Origin of the sequence: Roseateles subflavus, assembly GCF_030285365.1 — a bacterium.
Taxonomy (GTDB): Bacteria; Pseudomonadota; Gammaproteobacteria; order Burkholderiales; family Burkholderiaceae_C; genus Roseateles_B; species Roseateles_B subflavus.
Genome location: NZ_JASVDS010000003.1, coordinates 368,076 through 386,840 on the forward strand (window position 1 = coordinate 368,076; position 18,765 = coordinate 386,840).

Annotated in this window: 16 protein-coding genes; 5 read left to right on the forward strand and 11 right to left on the reverse strand. The window is 71.3% G+C overall.

Features of this window, described 5'->3' with window-relative positions:
• Positions 1 to 3: 3 nt before the first annotated feature.
• The 7 genes from aroE to QRD43_RS12680 form a co-directional block, all read right to left on the reverse strand.
• Positions 4 to 846: a shikimate dehydrogenase gene (aroE, locus tag QRD43_RS12650; RefSeq protein WP_285982830.1), complete on the reverse strand. Its 843-nt coding sequence runs from the start codon at positions 844 to 846 to the stop codon at positions 4 to 6.
• A complete protein-coding gene (locus QRD43_RS12655; RefSeq protein WP_285982831.1) occupies positions 846 to 1,706 on the reverse strand; it encodes an energy transducer TonB in 861 nt (286 codons plus the stop codon). The genes aroE and QRD43_RS12655 overlap by 1 nt, the downstream gene beginning before the upstream one ends.
• A 22-nt stretch (positions 1,707 to 1,728) precedes the next feature.
• Positions 1,729 to 3,771, reverse strand: a complete 2,043-nt coding sequence (locus QRD43_RS12660) for a ribonuclease catalytic domain-containing protein (protein ID WP_285982832.1) — start codon at positions 3,769 to 3,771, stop codon at positions 1,729 to 1,731.
• A 211-nt stretch (positions 3,772 to 3,982) separates the two neighbouring features.
• Positions 3,983 to 4,540, reverse strand: coding sequence for a cytochrome b (locus QRD43_RS12665; protein WP_285982833.1), 558 nt, complete (start codon positions 4,538 to 4,540; stop codon positions 3,983 to 3,985).
• 116 nt (positions 4,541 to 4,656) lie between these two features.
• Positions 4,657 to 5,172 (reverse strand): 2-thiouracil desulfurase family protein, encoded by a 516-nt coding sequence (locus tag QRD43_RS12670; RefSeq protein WP_285982834.1) that lies wholly within the window; start codon positions 5,170 to 5,172, stop codon positions 4,657 to 4,659.
• 6 nt (positions 5,173 to 5,178) lie between these two features.
• On the reverse strand, positions 5,179 to 5,931 hold the full coding sequence (gene fabG / locus QRD43_RS12675; protein WP_285982835.1) for a 3-oxoacyl-ACP reductase FabG: 753 nt from the start codon (positions 5,929 to 5,931) through the stop codon (positions 5,179 to 5,181).
• Positions 5,928 to 6,548 (reverse strand): YqiA/YcfP family alpha/beta fold hydrolase, encoded by a 621-nt coding sequence (locus QRD43_RS12680; RefSeq protein ID WP_285982836.1) that lies wholly within the window; start codon positions 6,546 to 6,548, stop codon positions 5,928 to 5,930. The genes fabG and QRD43_RS12680 overlap by 4 nt, the downstream gene beginning before the upstream one ends.
• Before the next feature lie 225 nt (positions 6,549 to 6,773).
• Here QRD43_RS12680 and QRD43_RS12685 point away from each other — a divergent pair, with 225 nt between their 5' ends.
• Both QRD43_RS12685 and nadB read left to right on the forward strand, forming a co-directional pair.
• On the forward strand, positions 6,774 to 9,446 hold the full coding sequence (locus QRD43_RS12685) for a zinc-dependent metalloprotease (protein WP_285982837.1): 2,673 nt from the start codon (positions 6,774 to 6,776) through the stop codon (positions 9,444 to 9,446).
• 234 nt (positions 9,447 to 9,680) lie between these two features.
• Positions 9,681 to 11,282 (forward strand): L-aspartate oxidase, encoded by a 1,602-nt coding sequence (gene nadB / locus QRD43_RS12690; RefSeq protein ID WP_285982838.1) that lies wholly within the window; start codon positions 9,681 to 9,683, stop codon positions 11,280 to 11,282.
• Between the two features lie 21 nt (positions 11,283 to 11,303).
• Here nadB and QRD43_RS12695 read toward each other — a convergent pair whose 3' ends face one another.
• From QRD43_RS12695 to QRD43_RS12710, 4 genes are all read right to left on the reverse strand, one after another.
• Entirely contained in the window at positions 11,304 to 11,606 is a 303-nt protein-coding gene (locus QRD43_RS12695) for a late competence development ComFB family protein (protein ID WP_285982839.1), read from the reverse strand.
• 179 nt (positions 11,607 to 11,785) lie between these two features.
• Complete coding sequence (locus QRD43_RS12700; RefSeq protein WP_285982840.1) at positions 11,786 to 12,778, reverse strand: hypothetical protein; 993 nt, start codon at positions 12,776 to 12,778, stop codon at positions 11,786 to 11,788.
• Between the two features lie 99 nt (positions 12,779 to 12,877).
• Positions 12,878 to 13,981: a quinolinate synthase NadA gene (gene nadA, locus QRD43_RS12705; protein WP_285982841.1), complete on the reverse strand. Its 1,104-nt coding sequence runs from the start codon at positions 13,979 to 13,981 to the stop codon at positions 12,878 to 12,880.
• A gap of 516 nt (positions 13,982 to 14,497) precedes the next feature.
• Positions 14,498 to 15,367, reverse strand: coding sequence for an AraC family transcriptional regulator (locus tag QRD43_RS12710; protein WP_285982842.1), 870 nt, complete (start codon positions 15,365 to 15,367; stop codon positions 14,498 to 14,500).
• 69 nt (positions 15,368 to 15,436) lie between these two features.
• On the opposite strand from QRD43_RS12710, the gene QRD43_RS12715 reads away from it, so the two are divergent.
• From QRD43_RS12715 to QRD43_RS12725, 3 genes are all read left to right on the forward strand, one after another.
• Positions 15,437 to 16,693: an MFS transporter gene (locus QRD43_RS12715; protein WP_285982843.1), complete on the forward strand. Its 1,257-nt coding sequence runs from the start codon at positions 15,437 to 15,439 to the stop codon at positions 16,691 to 16,693.
• Between the two features lie 82 nt (positions 16,694 to 16,775).
• Positions 16,776 to 18,500: a thiamine pyrophosphate-binding protein gene (locus QRD43_RS12720; protein WP_285982844.1), complete on the forward strand. Its 1,725-nt coding sequence runs from the start codon at positions 16,776 to 16,778 to the stop codon at positions 18,498 to 18,500.
• A 34-nt stretch (positions 18,501 to 18,534) separates the two neighbouring features.
• The gene (locus QRD43_RS12725) at positions 18,535 to 18,750 is read left to right on the forward strand and encodes an RNA-binding S4 domain-containing protein (protein ID WP_285982845.1); all 216 of its coding nucleotides are present in this window, start codon (positions 18,535 to 18,537) and stop codon (positions 18,748 to 18,750) included.
• The last annotated feature ends 15 nt before the right edge of the window (positions 18,751 to 18,765 follow it).

An 18,765-nucleotide genomic window follows, 5' to 3' on the forward strand; every position in this document is an offset into this window, starting at 1 on the left:
GGTTCAGTCCTTGTGCTGCAGATGCTGGCGCAGGCCGGCCAGCACCGGGACGGTGTCCGGGCGCACGCCGCGCCAGAGCTGGAAGGCCTCGGCCGCCTGCTCGACCAGCATCCCGAGGCCGTCCCGCGGGCGGGCGCCCTGCGCCTGCACCCAGTCGAGGAAGCCCTGGGCGGCCGGGCCGTACATCATGTCGACACCCAGGCCGCCGGGGCGCAGCACCGGGCCCCGCACGGGCACGCCGGCGCCCGCGAGGCTGGCGCTGGTGCCGTTGACCAGCACGTCGAAGCGTGCCTCGGGCAGGTCGTGGAGCGTGCTGGCCTGCAGGCGCACGCCGTGCTCCTGGGCCCAGCGCGCATGGCTGCCAACCAGGGCGACGGCCTTGTCGAGGCTGCGGTTGGCCAGCGTCAGCTCGGCCGGGCGGGCCGCGATCAGGCTGCCCATCACGCCGGCGGAGGCGCCGCCAGCGCCGAGCAGCAGCACGCGCAGGCCGAGCAGGGGCTGGCCGGCGTTGGACTGGATGTCCCGCACGAGGCCGAGGCCGTCAGTGTTGTCGCCCCACCAGCCGTGCTCGTCGAAGCGCAGGGTGTTGACGGCCCCGGCGAGCTCGGCGCGCGGGCTGCGACGCCGGGCGGCCGCGAAGGCCTCGAACTTGAAGGGCACCGTCACGTTGCAGCCCTTGGCGCCCGCGGCGGCGAAGGCCTGCACCGTGGGCAGGAAGGCGTCGAGCGGGCACAGCAGGCGCTCGTAGACCAGGTCCTGGCCCGTCTGCGCCGCGAACTGTGCATGGATGGTCGGGGACTGGCTGTGGGCCACGGGGTTGCCGGCGACGGCGTAGCGGTCCGGCATCACAGCTGCTCCGTCACGGTGGCCTCGAGCCCATCCTCGCGGGTGAACTTGAAGCGCGTGGTGATGACCAGCACCTCGGCGCCGCGGCGCATCTCGGTGTTGAAGTCGCCGAAGGGCTGGCAGGCGCGCACGATGGCGATGGCGCGCTTGTCGAGCTGGTTGTTGCCCGAGCTCTGGATGATCTCGGTGTCCACGAGCCGGCCCTTGAAGTCCACGTGGATGTTCATGATCAGCTCGCCGTAGAGCTTGCGGCCGCGGTAGGTGGGGAAGTCGCGGGTGCCGCGCTCCTCGATGCGGCGACGCAGGGTGTCGTAGTACTGGGCGTAGACGACCTCGCGCGTGGCGGGGCTCACGTAGCGCTTGCGGGGGCGGGCGTTCTCGTCGTTGACGCGCTTCTCGATCTCGGCCAGCAGCTGCACCAGCTGGCGGCGCTTCTCGGCCTGCTCGCGGGCCTCGGGCGAGCTGCGCTCGCGCTTGGGGTCCGGGGGCGGGAGCAGCGCCAGCTCGCGGCGCACCTGGGCCAGCAGCTGCTGCTGCACTTCCTGGAGCTTGGCGATCTGGTTGCGCTGCGTCTCGGTGCTGTCGCCCAGCTCCATGCGGGGCGACGGCGCCAGCGGCGAGGTGGCGCGCTTCTGCCGGGCCGACTCGCCGCCGCCCGCCAGGTTCGCCTGCGCCAGGGCCTTGGCCTCGGCGGGGGCGTCCTTGCTGCGCGCGTTGACCAGCACCACCTCCAGCGGCGTGTCCTGGAACAGGCGCTGGAATCGTTCGGGATCGGCGATCCGCAGCGCCAGCAGCATCAGGTGCAGGCCCAGCGAGACGATCAGGGCGAGGTGGAGCGGCTGGATCTTGCGCGGCTGCATGGCGGTCGTGCGGCGAGGTCGCTCAGGCGGCCGGGGCCGCGGGGGGCGCGTCCGTGGCGCCTTCCGCGTCGTTCAGGTCGATAGCCAGCGTGAGCGGCCCGCTGCCGGCGGCGTCCTCATCCTCGTCCGAGGCGGGTTCGTCGTCCGGGGCCTGCGCCTCGTCCAGTCGCTCGATCAGCGACGCATGGACGTCCAGCGTCATCTCGTCGATGCCGGTGATGCGCACCCGCACGTGGCTGCCGCGCGCCAGGCCTTCGCAGCCCAGGGCCTTGAAGACGAGGGGCAGGGCGTCCGCACGCACCAGGCCGTCCTTCATGACGGAAGCCGTGAGCTCGTGGATGGCGTTCTGCTGCAGGTAGCGCAGCGTCCAGTAGCGCTCGATGCCCGACTGGAAGCCGTTGTAGGCCGAGTAGGCGGCGTCGAAGCCCGAGATGATCGAGAAGAGCTGGGCGTCCTTGGGCTTGAACGGCGCCACCAGGGCGGCCGTGCGGCCGTGGCGGGCGCAGGCGATGATCTGCCACTGGTTGACCAGGTCGGTGTAGCGGCGCAGCGGCGAGGTGGCCCAGGTGTACTGCGCCACGCCCATGCCGGCGTGCGGCAGCGCCTTCGTGCCCATGCGCACCTTGACGCCCGGCGCCAGGCTGGCCTGGCTGCGGTAGATGCCGGGCAGGCCCAGCTCGTTCAGCCAGCCGCCCCAGCTGCTGTTGGCGAGGATCATGGCCTCGGCCACGATCAGGTCCAGCGGGGCGCCGCGCTGGCGGGTGCCGATGCTGACGGTCTCGTGGCCCTCGGGTTCGCGCTCGCCGTTGCTGTCCAGGCGGAAGGTGTAGTCGGGGCGGTTGAAGGTCTCGGGCTTGCCGCGCACGATCTCGCGCTGGGCCTTCAGGTGCTTCGCGAGGCGGAAGCAGAAGCGCAGCTCGGTGCCGAAGGCGTAGTCGGCCGGCGCCTCGCCGGTCAGCGAGGCCTCGGTGACGGTGCTGTCCAGCTTGTCATGGCGCAGGTTGGCGGCGATGGGCACGCGCTCGAGCTTCGTCTCGCGGCTGCGGATCTCGAGCGTGGCCTCGTCCATCGTCACGTACAGCGACACGGCCGGGCATTCGCGTCCCTCGGCCAGCGTGTAGTGCTGGACCACCTCGTCCGGCAGCATGGTCAGCTTCCAGCCGGGCATGTAGACGGTCGAGAGGCGCTCGCGGGCGACCTTGTCCACGGGCGAGTCCGGCTGGATGGCCAGGCCCGGCGCCGCGATGTGCACGCCGAAGACGATGGTGCCGGTGCCCAGGCCCTGCACGGAGAGGGCGTCGTCGATTTCCGTGGTGGCGGAGTCGTCGATCGAGAAGGCCTGCACCGGGGCCACGGGCAGCTCGTCGGTGATCTGCGGCGCCGTGAGCGCGGGGAAGCCCGTGCCCTTGGGGAAGTTCTCGAACAGGAAGCGCTTCCAGTGGAACTGGTAGGGGCTGCTGATCGCGCCGGCGCCCTTGAGCAGCTCCAGCGGGGCCTGCTGCGAGCGCCTGGCGGCCTCGACCACGGCCTTGTACTCGGGACCGTTCTTGTCGGGCTTGAAGAGGATCTTGTAGATCTGCTCGCGGATGCCGGCCGGGCACTCGCCTGCGATCAGCTCGCCCGTCCAGGCCTCGATCTGCAGCGCCTGCTGGCGCTTGCGCTCGATGCCCAGCAGCGCGGCCTTGACCTGCTCCTCGGGCGCCTTCTTGAACAGGCCCTTGCCCATGCGGCGGAAATAGTGCGGCGCCTCGTACAGGCGGAAGAGCGCGGCGGCCTGCTGCTCGACGCCGGCCTTGGCGTCGAAGTAGTCGCGCGCCAGGTCGGCAAAGCCGAACTCCCCGTCGGTGGCGAACTCCCAGGCGAGGTCGAGGTCGATCTCCTGCGCCAGCGCCTGGCCCTGGGCCATCAGCTCCGCCGGGGAGGGCTTGTCGAATTTCAGCAGCACATTGGCCGCCTTCACTTTGACGCGCTTGCCCGAGTCCAGCTCGATTTGCATCGAGCTTTCCGCTTCGGACATCACACGGCCGGCGAGGAATTTTCCGGCGTCATCGAACAGGGCAAACATAGGGTGCGCATTGTCGCCGAAGTACGGCAGCCTCAAGCCGGGCCGGCCAGGGTGGGGCCGCCTGCACGGAATTTGCCCCGGCGCCCGCTGCTTCCGCGCCCCGCCGGGGCAGGGCGGGCCGGGGCCCGGGGCGCCGACAGCAAAGTCTTACGCTTGTTGCAGGTGCAGCGGCTTGGCCAGGAATGGTGACACCAGCCCGGTGCCGCGGCACTCAAGGCGCCTTGCGGCCCAGCATGCGCAGCAGGGTGCGATCGCGGTCCACGACATGGTGCTTCAGCGCGGCCAGCACGTGGACGGTCACCAGGGCCAGCAGCAGGTAGCCGCCCCAGTGGTGCGCCTGCTGGCCCAGCTCGGCCAGGCCGGCGTGGTACGGCAGGACCTCGCCCGGCCTGGACGGGTCGTCCTGGTGCGGCACCAGAGGCAGGCCGAAGACGCCGAAGCCGTGGCCGCTGGCGCCGGAGAACAGCATGCCGCTCAGGGGCATCAGCAGGGTCAGGCCGAGCAGGACGCCATGCGCCCAGCGCGCCGCGCGCTGCAGGGCCGGCGAGGTGGGCTGCACCGGCGCCGGCAGACCCAGGCGCAGACGCTGGACCGCGCGGACCGCGATGACCAGCAGGGCGAGCACGCCCAGCGACTTGTGCCAGGGGTAGAGCGCCCAGGTCTCGGTGCGGCTCATGTAGAGGCCCACGCCGGCCAGCCCGAGCATCAGGGCGGCCACGAGCCAGTGCAGCCGGCGGCTGGAAGGAGGGAGCGGGTCGCGGTCGGGCATGGGGCGCAGGGTGTGGAGCGGACCCGCGAGTCTAGCGAGGCCACGCCATGCCCGCCCACGGCCCCTCGACGGCTGTGCGGCCCTTGCACACCGGGCAGGCCCGGCCGCGCAGACCCTCAGCGACGGGCCAATGCCAGGCGCGCGGCTTCCGCCGCCTCCAGCCCGTGCTCACTGAACACCTGGACGCCGTGATGGCGCAGCAAGGCGGCGGTCAGGCCCTCGCCGGCCCGCTTGGTGCCGTCGAAATGGCCGGAGGCGATGCGCTGGCTGCCGCAGGAGGGGCTGCCTTCCTTCAGCACCGCGATCTGCAGACCGTGGCGCCGCACCAGGGCCAGGGCGGCCTCGGCGCCGGCGCGGAAGGCCGCCGTCGGATCGCCGCCCTCGGCGTCGCGCAGGCGGGCCTGGCCCAGCCAGACCTGCCAGCCCTGCGCACCGGCCTCGATCTCCGCGGGCGGGCGAGGCACCGGCAGGCCGCCGGCCAGCTCGGGGCACAGCGGCACGACCAGGCCAGCCGCCTGCCAGCGGTCCAGCAGGGGGGCGCGGAGGTCCTGTGCCCGGCCGTCGTAGCGCACCGGCGCCCCCAGCAGGCAGGCGCTGACGAGGATCTGCGGGCCGCCCTGGCCGTCAGCCATGCCGCCTCAGACCGTCAGCCCGCCGGAAACTTCCAGCACGGCGCCGTTGACGTAGCTGGCCTCGTCGCTGGCCAGGAAGGCATAGACATTGGCCACCTCGGCCGGGCTGCCCAGACGGCGCAGCGGCACTTCCTCCTGCATCTGGCCAAGGACCTTGTCGGGGATGGTGGCGAGGATGGGCGTCTCGATGAAGCCTGGCGCCACGGCATTCACGCGCACGCCCTTGGGGCCGAGCTCCCGGCTCCAGGTCTTGGTGAAGCCGATCACGCCGAACTTGGCGGCGGCGTAGTTGGTCTGGCCGAAGTTGCCGTAGATGCCCACGACCGAGGAGGCGTTGAGGATCACCCCGCGGCCCTGCGCCACCATGGTGTCGACCACGGCCTGCGCGCAGTGGAAGACGCCGCGCAGGTTGACGTCGATGACGGCGTCGAACTGCTCGAGGCTCATCTTCTGCAGGCGGGCGTCCTGCGTGATGCCGGCGTTGTTGACCAGTACGTCGATGCGACCGAAGCGCGCCTTCACGGCGGCGGCCATGGCGTCCACCTGCGCGCGGTCCGTCACGGAGAAGGCGAAGCCCAGGGCCTCGGCGCCGGCGGCCCGGCACTGCGCCACGGCGGCATCGACGGCCTCCTGGCGCAGGTCGCACACGACGACGATGGCGCCTTCCTGCGCGAACTTGAGGGCGGTGGCCAGGCCGATGCCCTGGGCGGCGCCCGTGATGATGGAAACCTGGCCTTCGAGGCGGCGTGCGGGGTTCATAGCTGCAGAAACTCCGTCAGTTCAGAGAGGTAGTCGTCGAAATCCGAGAGGCCGTGGTCGCTGCCGTCGAGCAGCTTGATGCGGCTGCCCTCGTAGCGGGCGTGCATCTCGTGCCAGTCCAGCACCTCGTCGCCCTTGGCGATCACGGCCAGCAGGCGCTCCGGCCGCGCGATGGCGCCCGGGGGCAGGGCCTGGTGAAGGGCCCGCAGTTCGTCGACGAACTCGGGCCGGAAGAAGAAGCGCTCCTGCGGGTCCTGCCAGCAGCTGTGCTCGCCGATGTAGCGGGCGAGGTCGCGGGCCGGGTCCACGGCGGGGTTCAGCAGCACGGCGCGGCCACCCGTGTGCTGCTGCACCCAGGTCGCATAGAAGCCGCCCAGCGAGCTGCCCATCACCGCGAGGGACTCGCGCGGCCAGTCGGCGATCAGCGTGCGGATCAGGGCGATGGCCTCGGCGGGCGAAGGGGGCAGCTGTGGCGCCAGGAAGACGAGGTCCGGGCGCTGTTCGCCCACCCATCGCGCCATGCGCTGGGCCTTGGCCGAGCGTGGCGACGAGCGGAAGCCGTGCAGGTACAGCAGATGGGTGGTGCGGCGGGAGGCGGCGTGCGGAGCGGCGGGCATGGCGGCGCAGTCTAGCGGCCCCGGCGCCGGCGCGCTGTCGGCTGGGCGTCAGTGCGCCGGGGGGGCTCGATGCGGCGTGCGATGAAGCACGGTTTGGCAGGGGCGAGTGGGGTGCGCCAGCATTGACGCCTGCGGGCGCCGCAACACAATGGGCGGCTTGTCATCAGCCCGGGGGGCTGCCGGGCCCGACCCGGCAGACCGGATCCTCACCAGAAAGTCAATCGAATGACCCAGACTTCCTCGCGCCTGCCGGCTCAGCCGCTGAGCCTCCTGACCGCGGCCGTCGTGGCCGCCCTTGCCCTGGCCAGCCAGGCCGCCGTCGCGCAGGGCAATGGCGCCACGCCGCCGGCCGCCGCCGCCAGCGGTGCCGCCGCCCCGGCCGCCGCCGCGAAGCCGCCGGTCGACCCGACGGCGCCCAAGCCCTTCAACGACATCATCAAGGACGCCAAGAGCCAGGACGGCCTGTTCCCGATCTGGCGCAAGGACGAGAAGGTCTGGCTCGAGATTCCCAAGGCCCAGCTGAACAAGCCCTTCCTCTTCTCCGTCAACGTCGCCAATGGCGTGGGCGAGCGCGGCCTCTACGCCAGCCAGATGGGCCGTGTGCACCTGGCCGAATGGCGTCGCGTGGGCAACCAGCTGCAGCTGGTGGCCCTGAACACCAAGTTCCGCGCCGAGGGCGGCAACCGCCTGGCCTCCGAGCAGGCCTTCTCGCCCAGCCTGCTGGCGGCCTCGCCCGTGGCCAGCGCCGAGCACGCCGAGCGCAAGTCCTTCCTGGTGGACGCCAGCCTGCTGCTGACGGACATCCCCGGCCTGTCGACGCGCCTGGAGATGGCCTACCGCCTGCCCTTCGCCCCGGACCGCGCCAACAGCTTCGTCGAGGCCACGCGCGCCGAGGCCGGCCTGAGCACGCTGACCGCCCGCATGCACTTCGCGACGCCGCGCATCCCGGCGCCGCCCCTCACACCCATGCCGGTGCCGATGCCCAGCGCCCCGCAGGCCACGCCGGATCCGCGCAGCCTGTTCATGAGCTTCGTCTACAGCTTCAAGGCGCTGCCCGAGCAGGCCATGAAGGCCCGCCTGGCCGACCCGCGCCTGGGCCATTTCGCCGAGTCCTACACCGACCTCAGCGAGGACTTCAAGCCCAACACCCGCGTCCACGCCATCAAGCGCTGGCGCCTGGAGAAGGCCGACCCGCAGGCGGCGCTGTCCGAGCCGGTCAAGCCCATCACCTACTGGCTGGACAAGAACATCCCGCCCAAGTACCGCAAGGCGGTCGAGGAGGGCATCCTCGAGTGGAACAAGGCCTTCGAGAAGATCGGCTACAAGAATGCCGTCGTCGCCAAGCAGCAGCCGGATGACGCCGACTGGGACAACATGGACGCCGGCCATGCCTCGATCCGCTGGTTCGTGGGCGCCGACGTCGGCTTCGCCATCGGCCCGAGCCATGCCGATCCCCGCACCGGTGAGATCCTGGATGCGGACATCGGCATGAGCGATGTCTTCGCCCGTGGCTCGCGCCGCTTCCTGATCGAGGACGTGAACCGCCCGCTGGCCCACGCGGCCCATGCCGGCCACGACGCCGGCGAGGACTGCCGCTACGCCCAGGAGGCCGCCAGCGAGATGGACTTCGCGCTCGACGTCCTGGAGGCTCGCGGCGAGATCGCCCCGGACAGCCCCGAGGCCGAAGCCTTCGTGCATGCCGTGATCCGCGACGTGATCATGCATGAGGTGGGCCACACGCTGGGCCTGAAGCACAACTTCAAGGCCTCCACCACCGTGACGCAGGCGCAGCTGCTGGACAAGGCCTGGACCGATGCGCACGGCATCTCCGGCTCCGTGATGGACTACAACGCCTACAACCTCTCGCTCAAGGGCGAGTCGCACGGCGCGCTGACCAACACCACGCTGGGCGCCTACGACTACTGGGCCATCGAGTACGCCTACAAGCCGATGGCCGCCGAGATGGAGGCCCAGGAGCTGGCGAAGATCGCGGCGCGCAGCACCGAGCCGGCGCTGGCCTATGCCGACGATGCCGATGCCGATCTCTTCGGCGGCATCGACCCGCTGGCCAACCGCTTCGACCTCGGCGCCGACCCGCTGGCCTACTACAAGCGCCGCCTGAAGCTCTCGCAGGAGCTGTGGACCCGCGTGCAGGACCGCAAGCCGCAGGTCGGTGACGATCCCCTGCGTCAGCGCCGCGTGCTGATGGGCGGCTTTGCGCAGCTGGGCCGTGCGGCCGAGCTGGTCGGCAAGTACGTCGGTGGCATGTACATGCAGCGCGAGCTGCCCGGCGCCGGCGCGCAGCCGGCCTTCAAGCCGGTCGAGCCCGCCCGCCAGCGCGAGGCCCTGGACTTCCTGGCCAAGGGCCTGTTCAGCGCCGACAGCTTCCGCTTCAAGCCGGAGTTCCTGAGCACGCTGACGGTGGACTACAACGAGTGGGAGCGCGCCGGCCCGGTGGACATCCCCGGTGCCGTGGCCCGCATCCAGAACATCGCCCTGGACCGCCTCTACAGTGCCGGCACCGCCCAGCGCCTGATGGACCTGCCGGGCTTCGTGCCGGAGAAGGACCGCAAGGGCCTGATCACCCTGAACGAGGTCTTCGCGAGCACGCAGAACGCCGTGTGGAGCGAGCTCAAGACCGGGGGCGAGATCGACCGCCTGCGCCGCAATCTGCAGCGTGAGCATCTGCGTCGCCTGCAGGCCGTGCTGACCCGCGGCAGCGGCCCTGGCGTGATGGCCGATGCCTACGCGCTGGTGCGTCTGCATGCCAATCAGCTGCAGTCCGATCTGCGCACGGCCGTGGCCCGTGGCGGCCAGTCCGTCGAGACCCGCGCCCACCTGGCCGAGTCGCTCGACATGCTGTCCAGCCTCCTCAAGGCGACCATGCAGCGCAGCTGAACACGGCTTTGCTCCCGCCGAAGGCCGGCCCGCGCGACAAGCCCGGGCCGGCTTTTTCTTTGCGGCGCGTCATGGGTGCCAGAGCCAGGCCTCCCTTGCGCCCTGGCGAGTGCGCGGTCGGCCGTCACGATCCCACCCTTTGTCCATCGCGCAGGCGGGCGCATTGCCCGGCTCCTAGAATCAGGCACCTTTTGCGATGACGCCCCCGTGACCGGACGGCGTGCCGAACGATTCATGAGCGCTGCTGATTCCCAACTTCCCGTGGTCATCGTGGGCGCCGGCCTGGCCGGTCTGACCGTGGCTCTGCATCTGGCGGACCAGGTCCCCGTGATCGTGCTGGCCAAGCGCGAGCTCGGTGAGGCGGCGACGGCCTGGGCGCAGGGCGGCATCGTCGGCGTGCTCGGCAGCGATGACAGCATCGACAGCCATGTGCGCGACACCCAGGACGCCGGCGCCGGTCTCGTCGATGAAGCCACCGCGCGCTTCATCGCGGAGCGCAGTGCGGAGGCCGTCGAGTGGCTGGTGCGCCAGGGCGTTCCCTTCACGCCCGAGGCCGGCGGACCATTGGGCCTGCACCTCACGCGCGAGGGCGGCCACGCCGTGCGCCGCATCGCCCATGCCGCCGATGCCACGGGCAAGGCCATCCACGAGCAGCTGCTGGCTGCCGCGCAGGCGCACCCCAACATCCAGCTGCGCGAGCGCTGGATGGCGCTGGATCTCATCACCTCGCGCCACGTGCAGCGCGACGAGGAACCCCGCTGCTACGGCCTCTACGCCCTGGACATCGACCGCCAGCGCGTCGAGACCCTGCCCGCGCGCGCCGTTGTGATGGCCACCGGCGGCGCCGGCAAGGTCTACCGCTACACCACCAATCCGGACACCTCCACGGGCGACGGCATCGCCATGGCCTGGCGCGCGGGCTGCCGGGTCGCGAACATGGAGTTCATCCAGTTCCACCCCACCTGCCTCTACCACCCCGAGGAGCGCAGCTTCCTCATCACCGAGGCCCTGCGCGGCGAGGGCGGCTACCTCACCCTGCCCGACGGCACGCGCTTCATGGCCGCGCATGACGAGCGCATGGAGCTGGCCCCGCGGGACATCGTCGCGCGGGCCATCGACTTCGAGATGAAGAAGCACGGCCTCGACCACGTCTGGCTCGACGCCCGGCATCTGGGCGAGGACTTCCTCAAGAGCCATTTCCCGACCATCCACGCCCGCTGCCTGAAGCTGGGCATCGACATCGCCCGGCAGCCGATTCCCGTGGTGCCGGCCGTGCACTTCACCTGCGGCGGCGTGGTCTCCGACCTGCACGGTCGCAGCGACCTCCCGGGCCTCTACGCCGTCGGCGAGACCGCCTACACGGGCCTGCACGGCGCCAACCGCCTGGCCAGCAACTCGCTGCTGGAGTGCGTGGTGCTCGGCCGCACCTGCGCCGAGGACATCCAGGCCCTGACCGAGCCGCTGCCCGCGCCGCTGCCGGCCTGGGACGAGAGCCAGGTCGAGGACGCCGACGAGCAGGTCGTCATCGCCCACAACTGGGACGAGCTGCGCCTGCTGATGTGGAACTACGTGGGCATCGTGCGCACGACCAAGCGCCTGGAGCGCGCGCTGCACCGCATCGCGCTGCTGCGCAGCGAGATCGACGACTACTACGCCAACTTCCGCGTCACGCGGGACCTGCTGGAGCTGCGCAATCTCGTCGACTGCGCGGAGCTGATCGTGCGTTCGGCCCTGCTGCGCCACGAGAGCCGTGGCCTGCACTTCAGCCGCGACTACCCGCGCACGCTGCCGGTGAGCTTCCCCACGGTGCTGATTGCCGAGCGCAGCCGGCGCTGAGCGTGGCGCGCCGGCCGGGCCTCAGCCGGCCGCCTGCTTGGCGCGCAGCGCGAGCCGGGCCTGGACGAAGTTGAAGGCGTAGGACACCGCCTCCGCGATGGCGGCATCGGTCTCGAGCCGCTCGGCTTCCGTCAGGTAGAAGCTGAAGTCCACCGCATGGCGGATGTAGCGCGGGGGCAGGCGGTTGAGCGCCACGCAGGCGACGTCGCAGAGCAGCTCGTCGTCGCGGGCCAGCGCCGGGTACCGGGGGGCGCTCGCGACGACGGCGGCGAACACTTCGCGCTCATGGTGGTTGTACAGCGAGGTGAAGTCGACGGAGGACATGCGGGGACCTTTTGCGCAGGTGGTGATCCCGGACGCAGCGCCGGGGCCGGATGCCTGCTTTATAGCGTCTGGGCCTTCGGCAGGCCAGGGGCTCGTCCCCAGAAAACCCGCCGAAAACGGGCTGAACTTGCGCCGGAGCGGCCCGTCCCTGCGCCCGGTCAAGCCGGGCGCGCCGCGCCTCAGGGCTGCTGGGGTGCCGGCGCCTGGGGGGCGCGGACCGGACCCACTTCCACCTGGCCCTGGCCGCGCACCGACTTGAACGCCGCGCGCTCCACGAGCCCCACCAGGCGCTCCGCCAGCACGCTCGGGCTCACCTGCTTGGCAGGGTCGACGGCCGTGGATTCGGGGTCGGCGTACTTGGTGTGCTCGAACATGCGCTGGCGCTTGAGGATGTTCAGGGTCTGCGCATCCAGCGTGAGGCGCTCGAAGTAGAAGTAGGGCGCGATGTAGGTGGCGCTGGCGCGCTTGGTGCCGTCGTTCGGATTGACGGTGGTGCGCGTGCCGGCATCGCTGTCCGGGGCTTCCTCGATGTCGCCCTCGGCGGTGAGCTGCACGCGCTCGTTCTTCAAGGGCTGGATGTAGATGCCGACGCCGGAGAGGCGGTTGCCCAGGCCGTTGAGCTGCAGGCCCGAGAAGTAGGGCACGACCAGCTCGATGCGGGTCCACTTGGCGCGCTCCGGCATGCCCTTCAGGAAGGCCAGCACCTCGGCCAGCATCAGCTTCTCGCGGTCGCTGCCCGGAGCCTTGTCCAGGCGCTGTGCGAGCTCCTCCGGCGGGTTCCACGCCATCAGCACGTGCTCGGCGTCCGGCTCCTCCAGCTCCAGGGCCTCGTCCAGCCCCTTGAGCACCGCCATGTTGAGGCTGCCGCCCGGCACCTGCATCGAGTGGCGCGAGTAGGGCGCGAGGTTGCTGCCCACGCTCTTGCGCTGGCGAACCAGGCCGATGCGGTCACCCACGGCGGCCACCACGGCCACGACGGGCTTGGCGGCGGCGTCCGCGGCGGGCGGGGTGGGGGCCGATGGGGCGGGCGACGTGGCGGGCGGCGTGGCTGGTGAGGGGGCAGGTGCGGGCGCAGCCATCCCGCTGGCCGGGCTCTGCGCCCCGGCCGGCATCTGGCTGGTGGTGATCAGGACGGCGGCAAGGGCCGTCAGTGCGGCATGGCGGTGTTTCATGAGGAGCTCCCCTTCCCGTTGTTGCTTGAGGGGCGCAACGATAACCGCTACGGGCGCTGGTTCCAGAGGTCAGGGGCCCGCTGAATCGGCGGGCCTGCCTCAGGCCGCGCCGATGCCGGGCACCAGGCCCGAGGCCTGCCGCGCCTTGAGCTGCGCGGTGAAGTCGAGCATGCGCGTGATGCAGCCCTGCGCCTTCAGACGCGTGGCTTCCTCGACGCCGATCTCGCCGCTGCCCTGCTCCAGGCAGTCGATCACGCCCTGCAGGCCGTTCATGGCCATCCAGGGGCAGTGGGCGCAGCTCTTGCACGTGGCGCTGTTGCCGGCCGTGGGGGCCTCGATCAGCGTCTTGCCGGGCGCCAGCTGGCGCATGCGGTGCAGGATGCCGTTGTCGGTGGCGACGATGTACTCCTTCGCCGTGCCCTCGACCACCGCCTTGATGAGGGCCGAGGTGGAGCCCACCACATGCGCCTTCTCGACCACGCTCTTGGGCGACTCGGGGTGGACCAGGATCATGGCGTCGGGGTGCTGCTCGCGCAGCAGGTCGAGCTCCAGACCCTTGAACTCGTCGTGCACGATGCAGGCACCGTTCCACATGAGCATGTCGGCACCCGTCTGTTCCTGGATGTAGCGGCCGAGGTGGCGGTCCGGCGCCCAGAGGATCTTCTCGCCGCGGGCCTTGAGCTCGCTGACGATCTCGAGTGCGCAGGAGCTGGTGACCATCCAGTCGGCGCGGGCCTTCACGGCGGCGCTGGTGTTGGCGTAGACCACGACGGTGCGGTCCGGGTGGGCATCGCAGAAGGCGCTGAACTCGTCGGCCGGGCAGCCCAGGTCGAGCGAGCAGGTGGCGTCGAGGTCGGGCATCAGCACGCGCTTCTCGGGGCTGAGGATCTTGGCACTTTCGCCCATGAAGCGCACGCCGGCCACGATGAGGGTCTGCGCCGCGTGGTCGCGCCCGAAGCGGGCCATCTCCAGCGAGTCCGCCACGCAGCCGCCCGTCTCCAGTGCGAGGTCCTGCAGGTCGCCGTCCACGTAGTAGTGGGCCACCAGCACGGCGCCGCGGGCCTTCAGCAGCTCCGCCGCACGGGCCTTGAGCGCGGTGCGCTGGGTGCTCGTCAGGGGGGCCGGCACCTTGGCCCAGGCGTGGGCCGTGCAGCTTGCGCCGGCGGCGTCCTGGCGCGTGTAGTCAAACAGCTGTTGTTCCATGCCGGGATTCTAGGTGGCGCTCCGCCCCCCTGCCGCGGCATGGCCTCTCCAGGGCAAGCCATGCCCAGAGGGCCCGGCAGCCGGCGTGGCCCCTTGAGAGGGCGTGCCTGCACTCGCCGCACGGACCCGACAAAGCGTGCTCGGCGCAGCCGGCACTCGCCCCGCGCGAACACCGCTGATCCGGCTCTGCCGGGCAGCCGGTGTTGCCTCCTTGAGAGGTGGTGCGCAGCGCCAGGGCGTGCCTTCAGTCGCCCCACGGACCCGACAAAGAGTGCTCGGCGAAGCCGGCACTCGCCCCGCACGAACGCCGCTGATCCGGCTTGGTCGGGCAGCCGGTGTTGCCCCCTTGAGAGGTGGTGCGCAGCGCCAGGGCGTGCCATCAGTCGCCCCACGGACCCGACAAAAGAGTGCTCGGCGCAGCCGGCACTCGCCCCGCGCGAACACCGCTGATCCGGCTCTGCCGGGCAGCCGGTGTTGCCCCCTTGAGGGGGCGCGCGACAGCGCGTAGGGGGTGGTTCAAGCCTCTGCGAAGAAGCGGCTCGGCGGCATGCCCACGGCCCGCGTGACCATCGCGGAGAAGGCGCTGGCGCTGGAGTAGCCCAGCTCGGCGGCGATCAGGTTCATGGGCTTCTTCTGCGCGGCCAGCTGCAGGGCATGGGCCAGCTGCAGCTGCTGGCGCCACTGGCTGAAGCTGGTGCCCAGCTCCTCGCGGAACAGGCGCGAGAGCGTGCGCGCGCTGGCACCGCATTCAGTGGCCCAGCCGTCGATGTCCGGGTGGCGGGCGGGCTCGGCCATCATGGTCTCGCAGAGGTGCCGCAGGCGCTTGTCGTGCGGCAGGCTCAGGCCCAGATGGAGGCTGCGGGCGCGGCGGAGCTCGTCGATCAGCAGCTGGCACAGGGCCTGCTCGCGGGCCTGGTCCAGTGGATGTTGCGACGGATGGCCCGGGCCGCTGTCGGGCTCGGTGGCCAGGGCCTGCAGCAGCTCGCGCATCAGCGGCGTCACCTCCAGCACCCGGCACTGCGCCCAGGCCTGCGGTCCGCCGGCCAGGCCCAGCTGGGTCACGGCGGACTCGTGCACGTACAGCGCGCGCATGTCGGCCCGCTCGACCGCGCTCACGGCGTGCACGGTGTGCGGCGGAATCCACACGGCTCGCGAGGGCGGGACCAGGTAGCTGTGGCTGCGCTGCGGGCCCTCGGTCTGCACCCGCACCGCGCCGACCATGGAAAAGGCCAGCTGCGCCCACTCGTGCTGGTGGGGCTGGATGTCCATCTGGTGCTCCATCCAGCGTGCCTTGGCCCGCAGCGGGCGCTCCGGGCTGGGCTTGAAGCGCTGCGGGTCCATCGGCGGCACGCTGCGGCGCTTGCTGGGGGACTTGAGCACGGTCATGGCTGAAATTCGAAAGAATCTGTCAGCCTATCGTAACTGCGCCGCCCCGGCCCTGCCTACATTGGGGCCATGAATTCCGCAGTCCTCCCCAAGCACCCCGCCGACAGCGCGCGGGGCGACCTCGGCACCATCAGCCTGATCGGCCTGGCGCATGGCACCAGCCACTTCTTCCACATGCTGCTGCCGCCGCTGTTCCCGGTCTTCATCCGGGAGTTCGGGCTGAGCTACTCGGAGCTGGGCCTGCTCGTGACCACCTTCTTCGTGATCTCCGGCATCGGTCAGGCGCTGGCGGGCTTCCTCGTGGACCGCACCGGCGCGCGCCCCGTGCTGTTTGCGGCCCTGAGCTGCTTCGTGCTGGCGTCCATCGCGGCGGGCACGGCCCATGGCTTTGCCGGCCTGATGCTGGCCGCGGCGCTCGCCGGCCTGGGCAACTCGCCCTTCCATCCGGTGGACTTCACCATCCTCAACAAGCGTGTCTCGCCGCCGCGCCTGGGCCATGCCTTCTCGGTGCACGGCATCTCGGGCAACCTCGGCTGGGCGGGCGCGCCGGTCTTCCTGATCGGCCTGTCGGAGCTCACCGGCCAGTGGCGCCTGGCCTATGTCGGGACGGCGCTGCTGGCGCTTGCCGTGATGGCGCTGCTGCTGTGGCAGCGCGAGGCCATCGACGACCGCCAGGGAAGCTGGTCCCATGAGAAGCCCGGCCACGCGGCCGCGGCGGTCAAGGAAGAGCATCCGCTGGCCTTCCTGCGCCTGCCCTCGGTGTGGCTGTGCTTCTCGTTCTTCTTCTTCACGACCGCTGCGCTCACGGCGATCCAGAGTTTCGCGAGCCCGGCGCTGGCGGCCATGTACGGCATCACCGTGCGCTCCACGGCCTTCGTCGTGACGGGCTACATGCTGGCCGGCGCGGTGGGCATGGTCGTCGGCGGCTTCGTCGTGGCACGGGGCGGACGCCTGGAGCGCACCATCGCCTTTGCCATGGCCGGCGCCGCCGCGGCCCTGTGCCTCACGGCCACGGGCTGGCTGCCGGTGGGCCCGGCGCTGGTCGTGGCCTCGCTGGCCGGCTTCGGCACCGGCCTGGCGGGCCCCTCGCGGGACATGCTCATCAAGCGCGCCGCGCCCCCGGGCGCCACCGGTCGCGTCTACGGCATGGTCTATTCGGGCCTGGACATCGGCTTCGCGCTGGCGGCGCCCGTCTTCGGCGCGCTGATGGACCACGGGCAGACCCACGGCATCTTCTACGGCGCGGCGCTCGCCCTGCTGATGGGCATCGGCGCGGCCACGCTGGTTGGGCAGGCGCGCGGGCGGGCGGCCGCGGTCGCGGCCTGAACGGCCATCGCTAGGGAAAGCCCCGAAGCAGCCCTTGCAACAGCGCAAGGCTGCCTTCGCGGGGCGGCGCTACAGTCGCCCAATGACGAACCCCGCATCTCCTCAAGCTGTATCGCGCCTTGCCGGCCACGCGCTGGTCGAGGCCCTGGTCGAACAAGGCGTCACCGATGCCTTCGGCGTTCCCGGCGAGAGCTACCTCGCCGTGCTGGATGGCTTCCACGAGCACCGCGAGCGCATCCGCTTCGTGGCCTGCCGGCAGGAGGGCGGGGCCGCCTTCATGGCCGAGGCGCAGGGCAAGCTGAGCGGCCGGCCGGGCATCTGCTTCGTGACCCGGGGCCCCGGCGCCACCAATGCCAGCATCGGCCTGCACACGGCCTTCCAGGACTCGACGCCGATGATCCTCTTCATCGGCCAGGTCGCCAGCGACCAGCGTGACCGCGAGGCCTTCCAGGAGGTGGACTACCGCCAGATGTTCGGCCCGGGCACGCTGGGCATGGCCAAGTGGGTGGGCGAGGTGCAGGACGCCGAGCGCCTGCCGGAGTACGTCGCGCGCGCCTTCCACACCGCGATGCAGGGCCGTCCCGGGCCCGTCGTGCTCGTGCTGCCCGAGGACATGCTGACGCAGAAGATCGGCGCCCCGATCCTCCCGCGCGTGCGTGTGGCCGAGGCCGCGCCCAGCCCCGCGGCGCTGGCCGAGCTGCGCGAGCGCCTGGCGGCGGCGAAGCGCCCCTTCGTGATCGCCGGTGGGGGCGGCTGGACGCCCGAGAGCACCGCCGCGCTGCAGCAGTTCGCTGAAGGCTGGCAGCTGCCCGTGGGCTGCGCCTTCCGCTTCCAGGATCTCTTTGACAACCACCATCCGCTCTATGCCGGCGACGTCGGCATCGGCATCAATCCGAAGCTGGCGCAGCGCGTGCGCGAGGCGGACCTGATCGTCGCCATCGGCCCGCGCCTGGGCGAGATGACCACCGGCGGCTACACGCTGCTGCAGGCGCCGCTGCCGGACCAGGACCTCATCCACATCCATGCCGGCGCCGAGGAGCTGGGGCGCGTCTACGCCGCCGAGCTCATGATCAACGCCAGCATGCGCTGCGCCGCACCGGCCCTGGCCGCCCTGACACCGCCGGCCTCCTGCGCCTGGACCGAATGGGCGCAGGCCGCGCATGCCGACTACGAGGCCAATCTCGTCGCTCAGCCGGTCGTGCCGCTGGACATGGCGGCGGTGGTGAAGACCCTCTCGCGGCAGCTGCCCGAGGGCACCGTCTTCACGAACGGCGCCGGCAACTACAGCGGCTGGCTGCACCGGTTCCACCGCTACACCGGCCTGCACCGGCACGGTCGCACGCAGCTCGCACCGACCAGCGGGGCCATGGGCTACGGCCTGCCGGCGGCGGTGGCGGCCGCGCTGCTGCAGTCGCGCTGGGTGGTCAACATCGCGGGCGATGGCGACTTCCTCATGAACGGCCAGGAGCTGGCCACGGCCACCGGCTATGGGGCCCGCAAGCTGCTGTGCGTGGTGGTGGACAACGGCACCTACGGCACGATCCGCATGCACCAGGAGCGCGAGTACCCCGGGCGTGTCTCGGGCAGCGACCTCTACAACCCCGACTTCGCCGCGCTGGCCCAGGCCTATGGCTGGGCCGCTCACCGCGTCGAGACGACCGAGGACTTCGAGCCCGCGCTGCGCGCCGCCCTCGTCGAGGAGCGCCCCACGCTCCTGCACCTGCGCCTCTCCAGCGACGTGTCGACGAGCCGCAGCACGCTCACCGCGATCCGCGAGGCGGCCCGGCAGCGCCTGGGCGAGGGCTGACGAGGCGCTCGCCGCACTCTGGGACAATGCCGACATGAACGACATCGAATTCCAACTGCGCGGCGAGTACATCGAGCTGGACAAGCTGCTCAAGGCCACCGGCATCGCCGGCAGCGGCGGCCAGGCCCGCGTGATGATCACGGACGGCCTCGTCACCGTGGACGGCCAGCCCGAGCATCGCAAGACAGCCAAGATCCGGGCGGGCCAGCGCGTGAGCGCGCAGGGTCAGGATGTCCGCGTCGTGGCCTGAACCCCTTCGCCCACC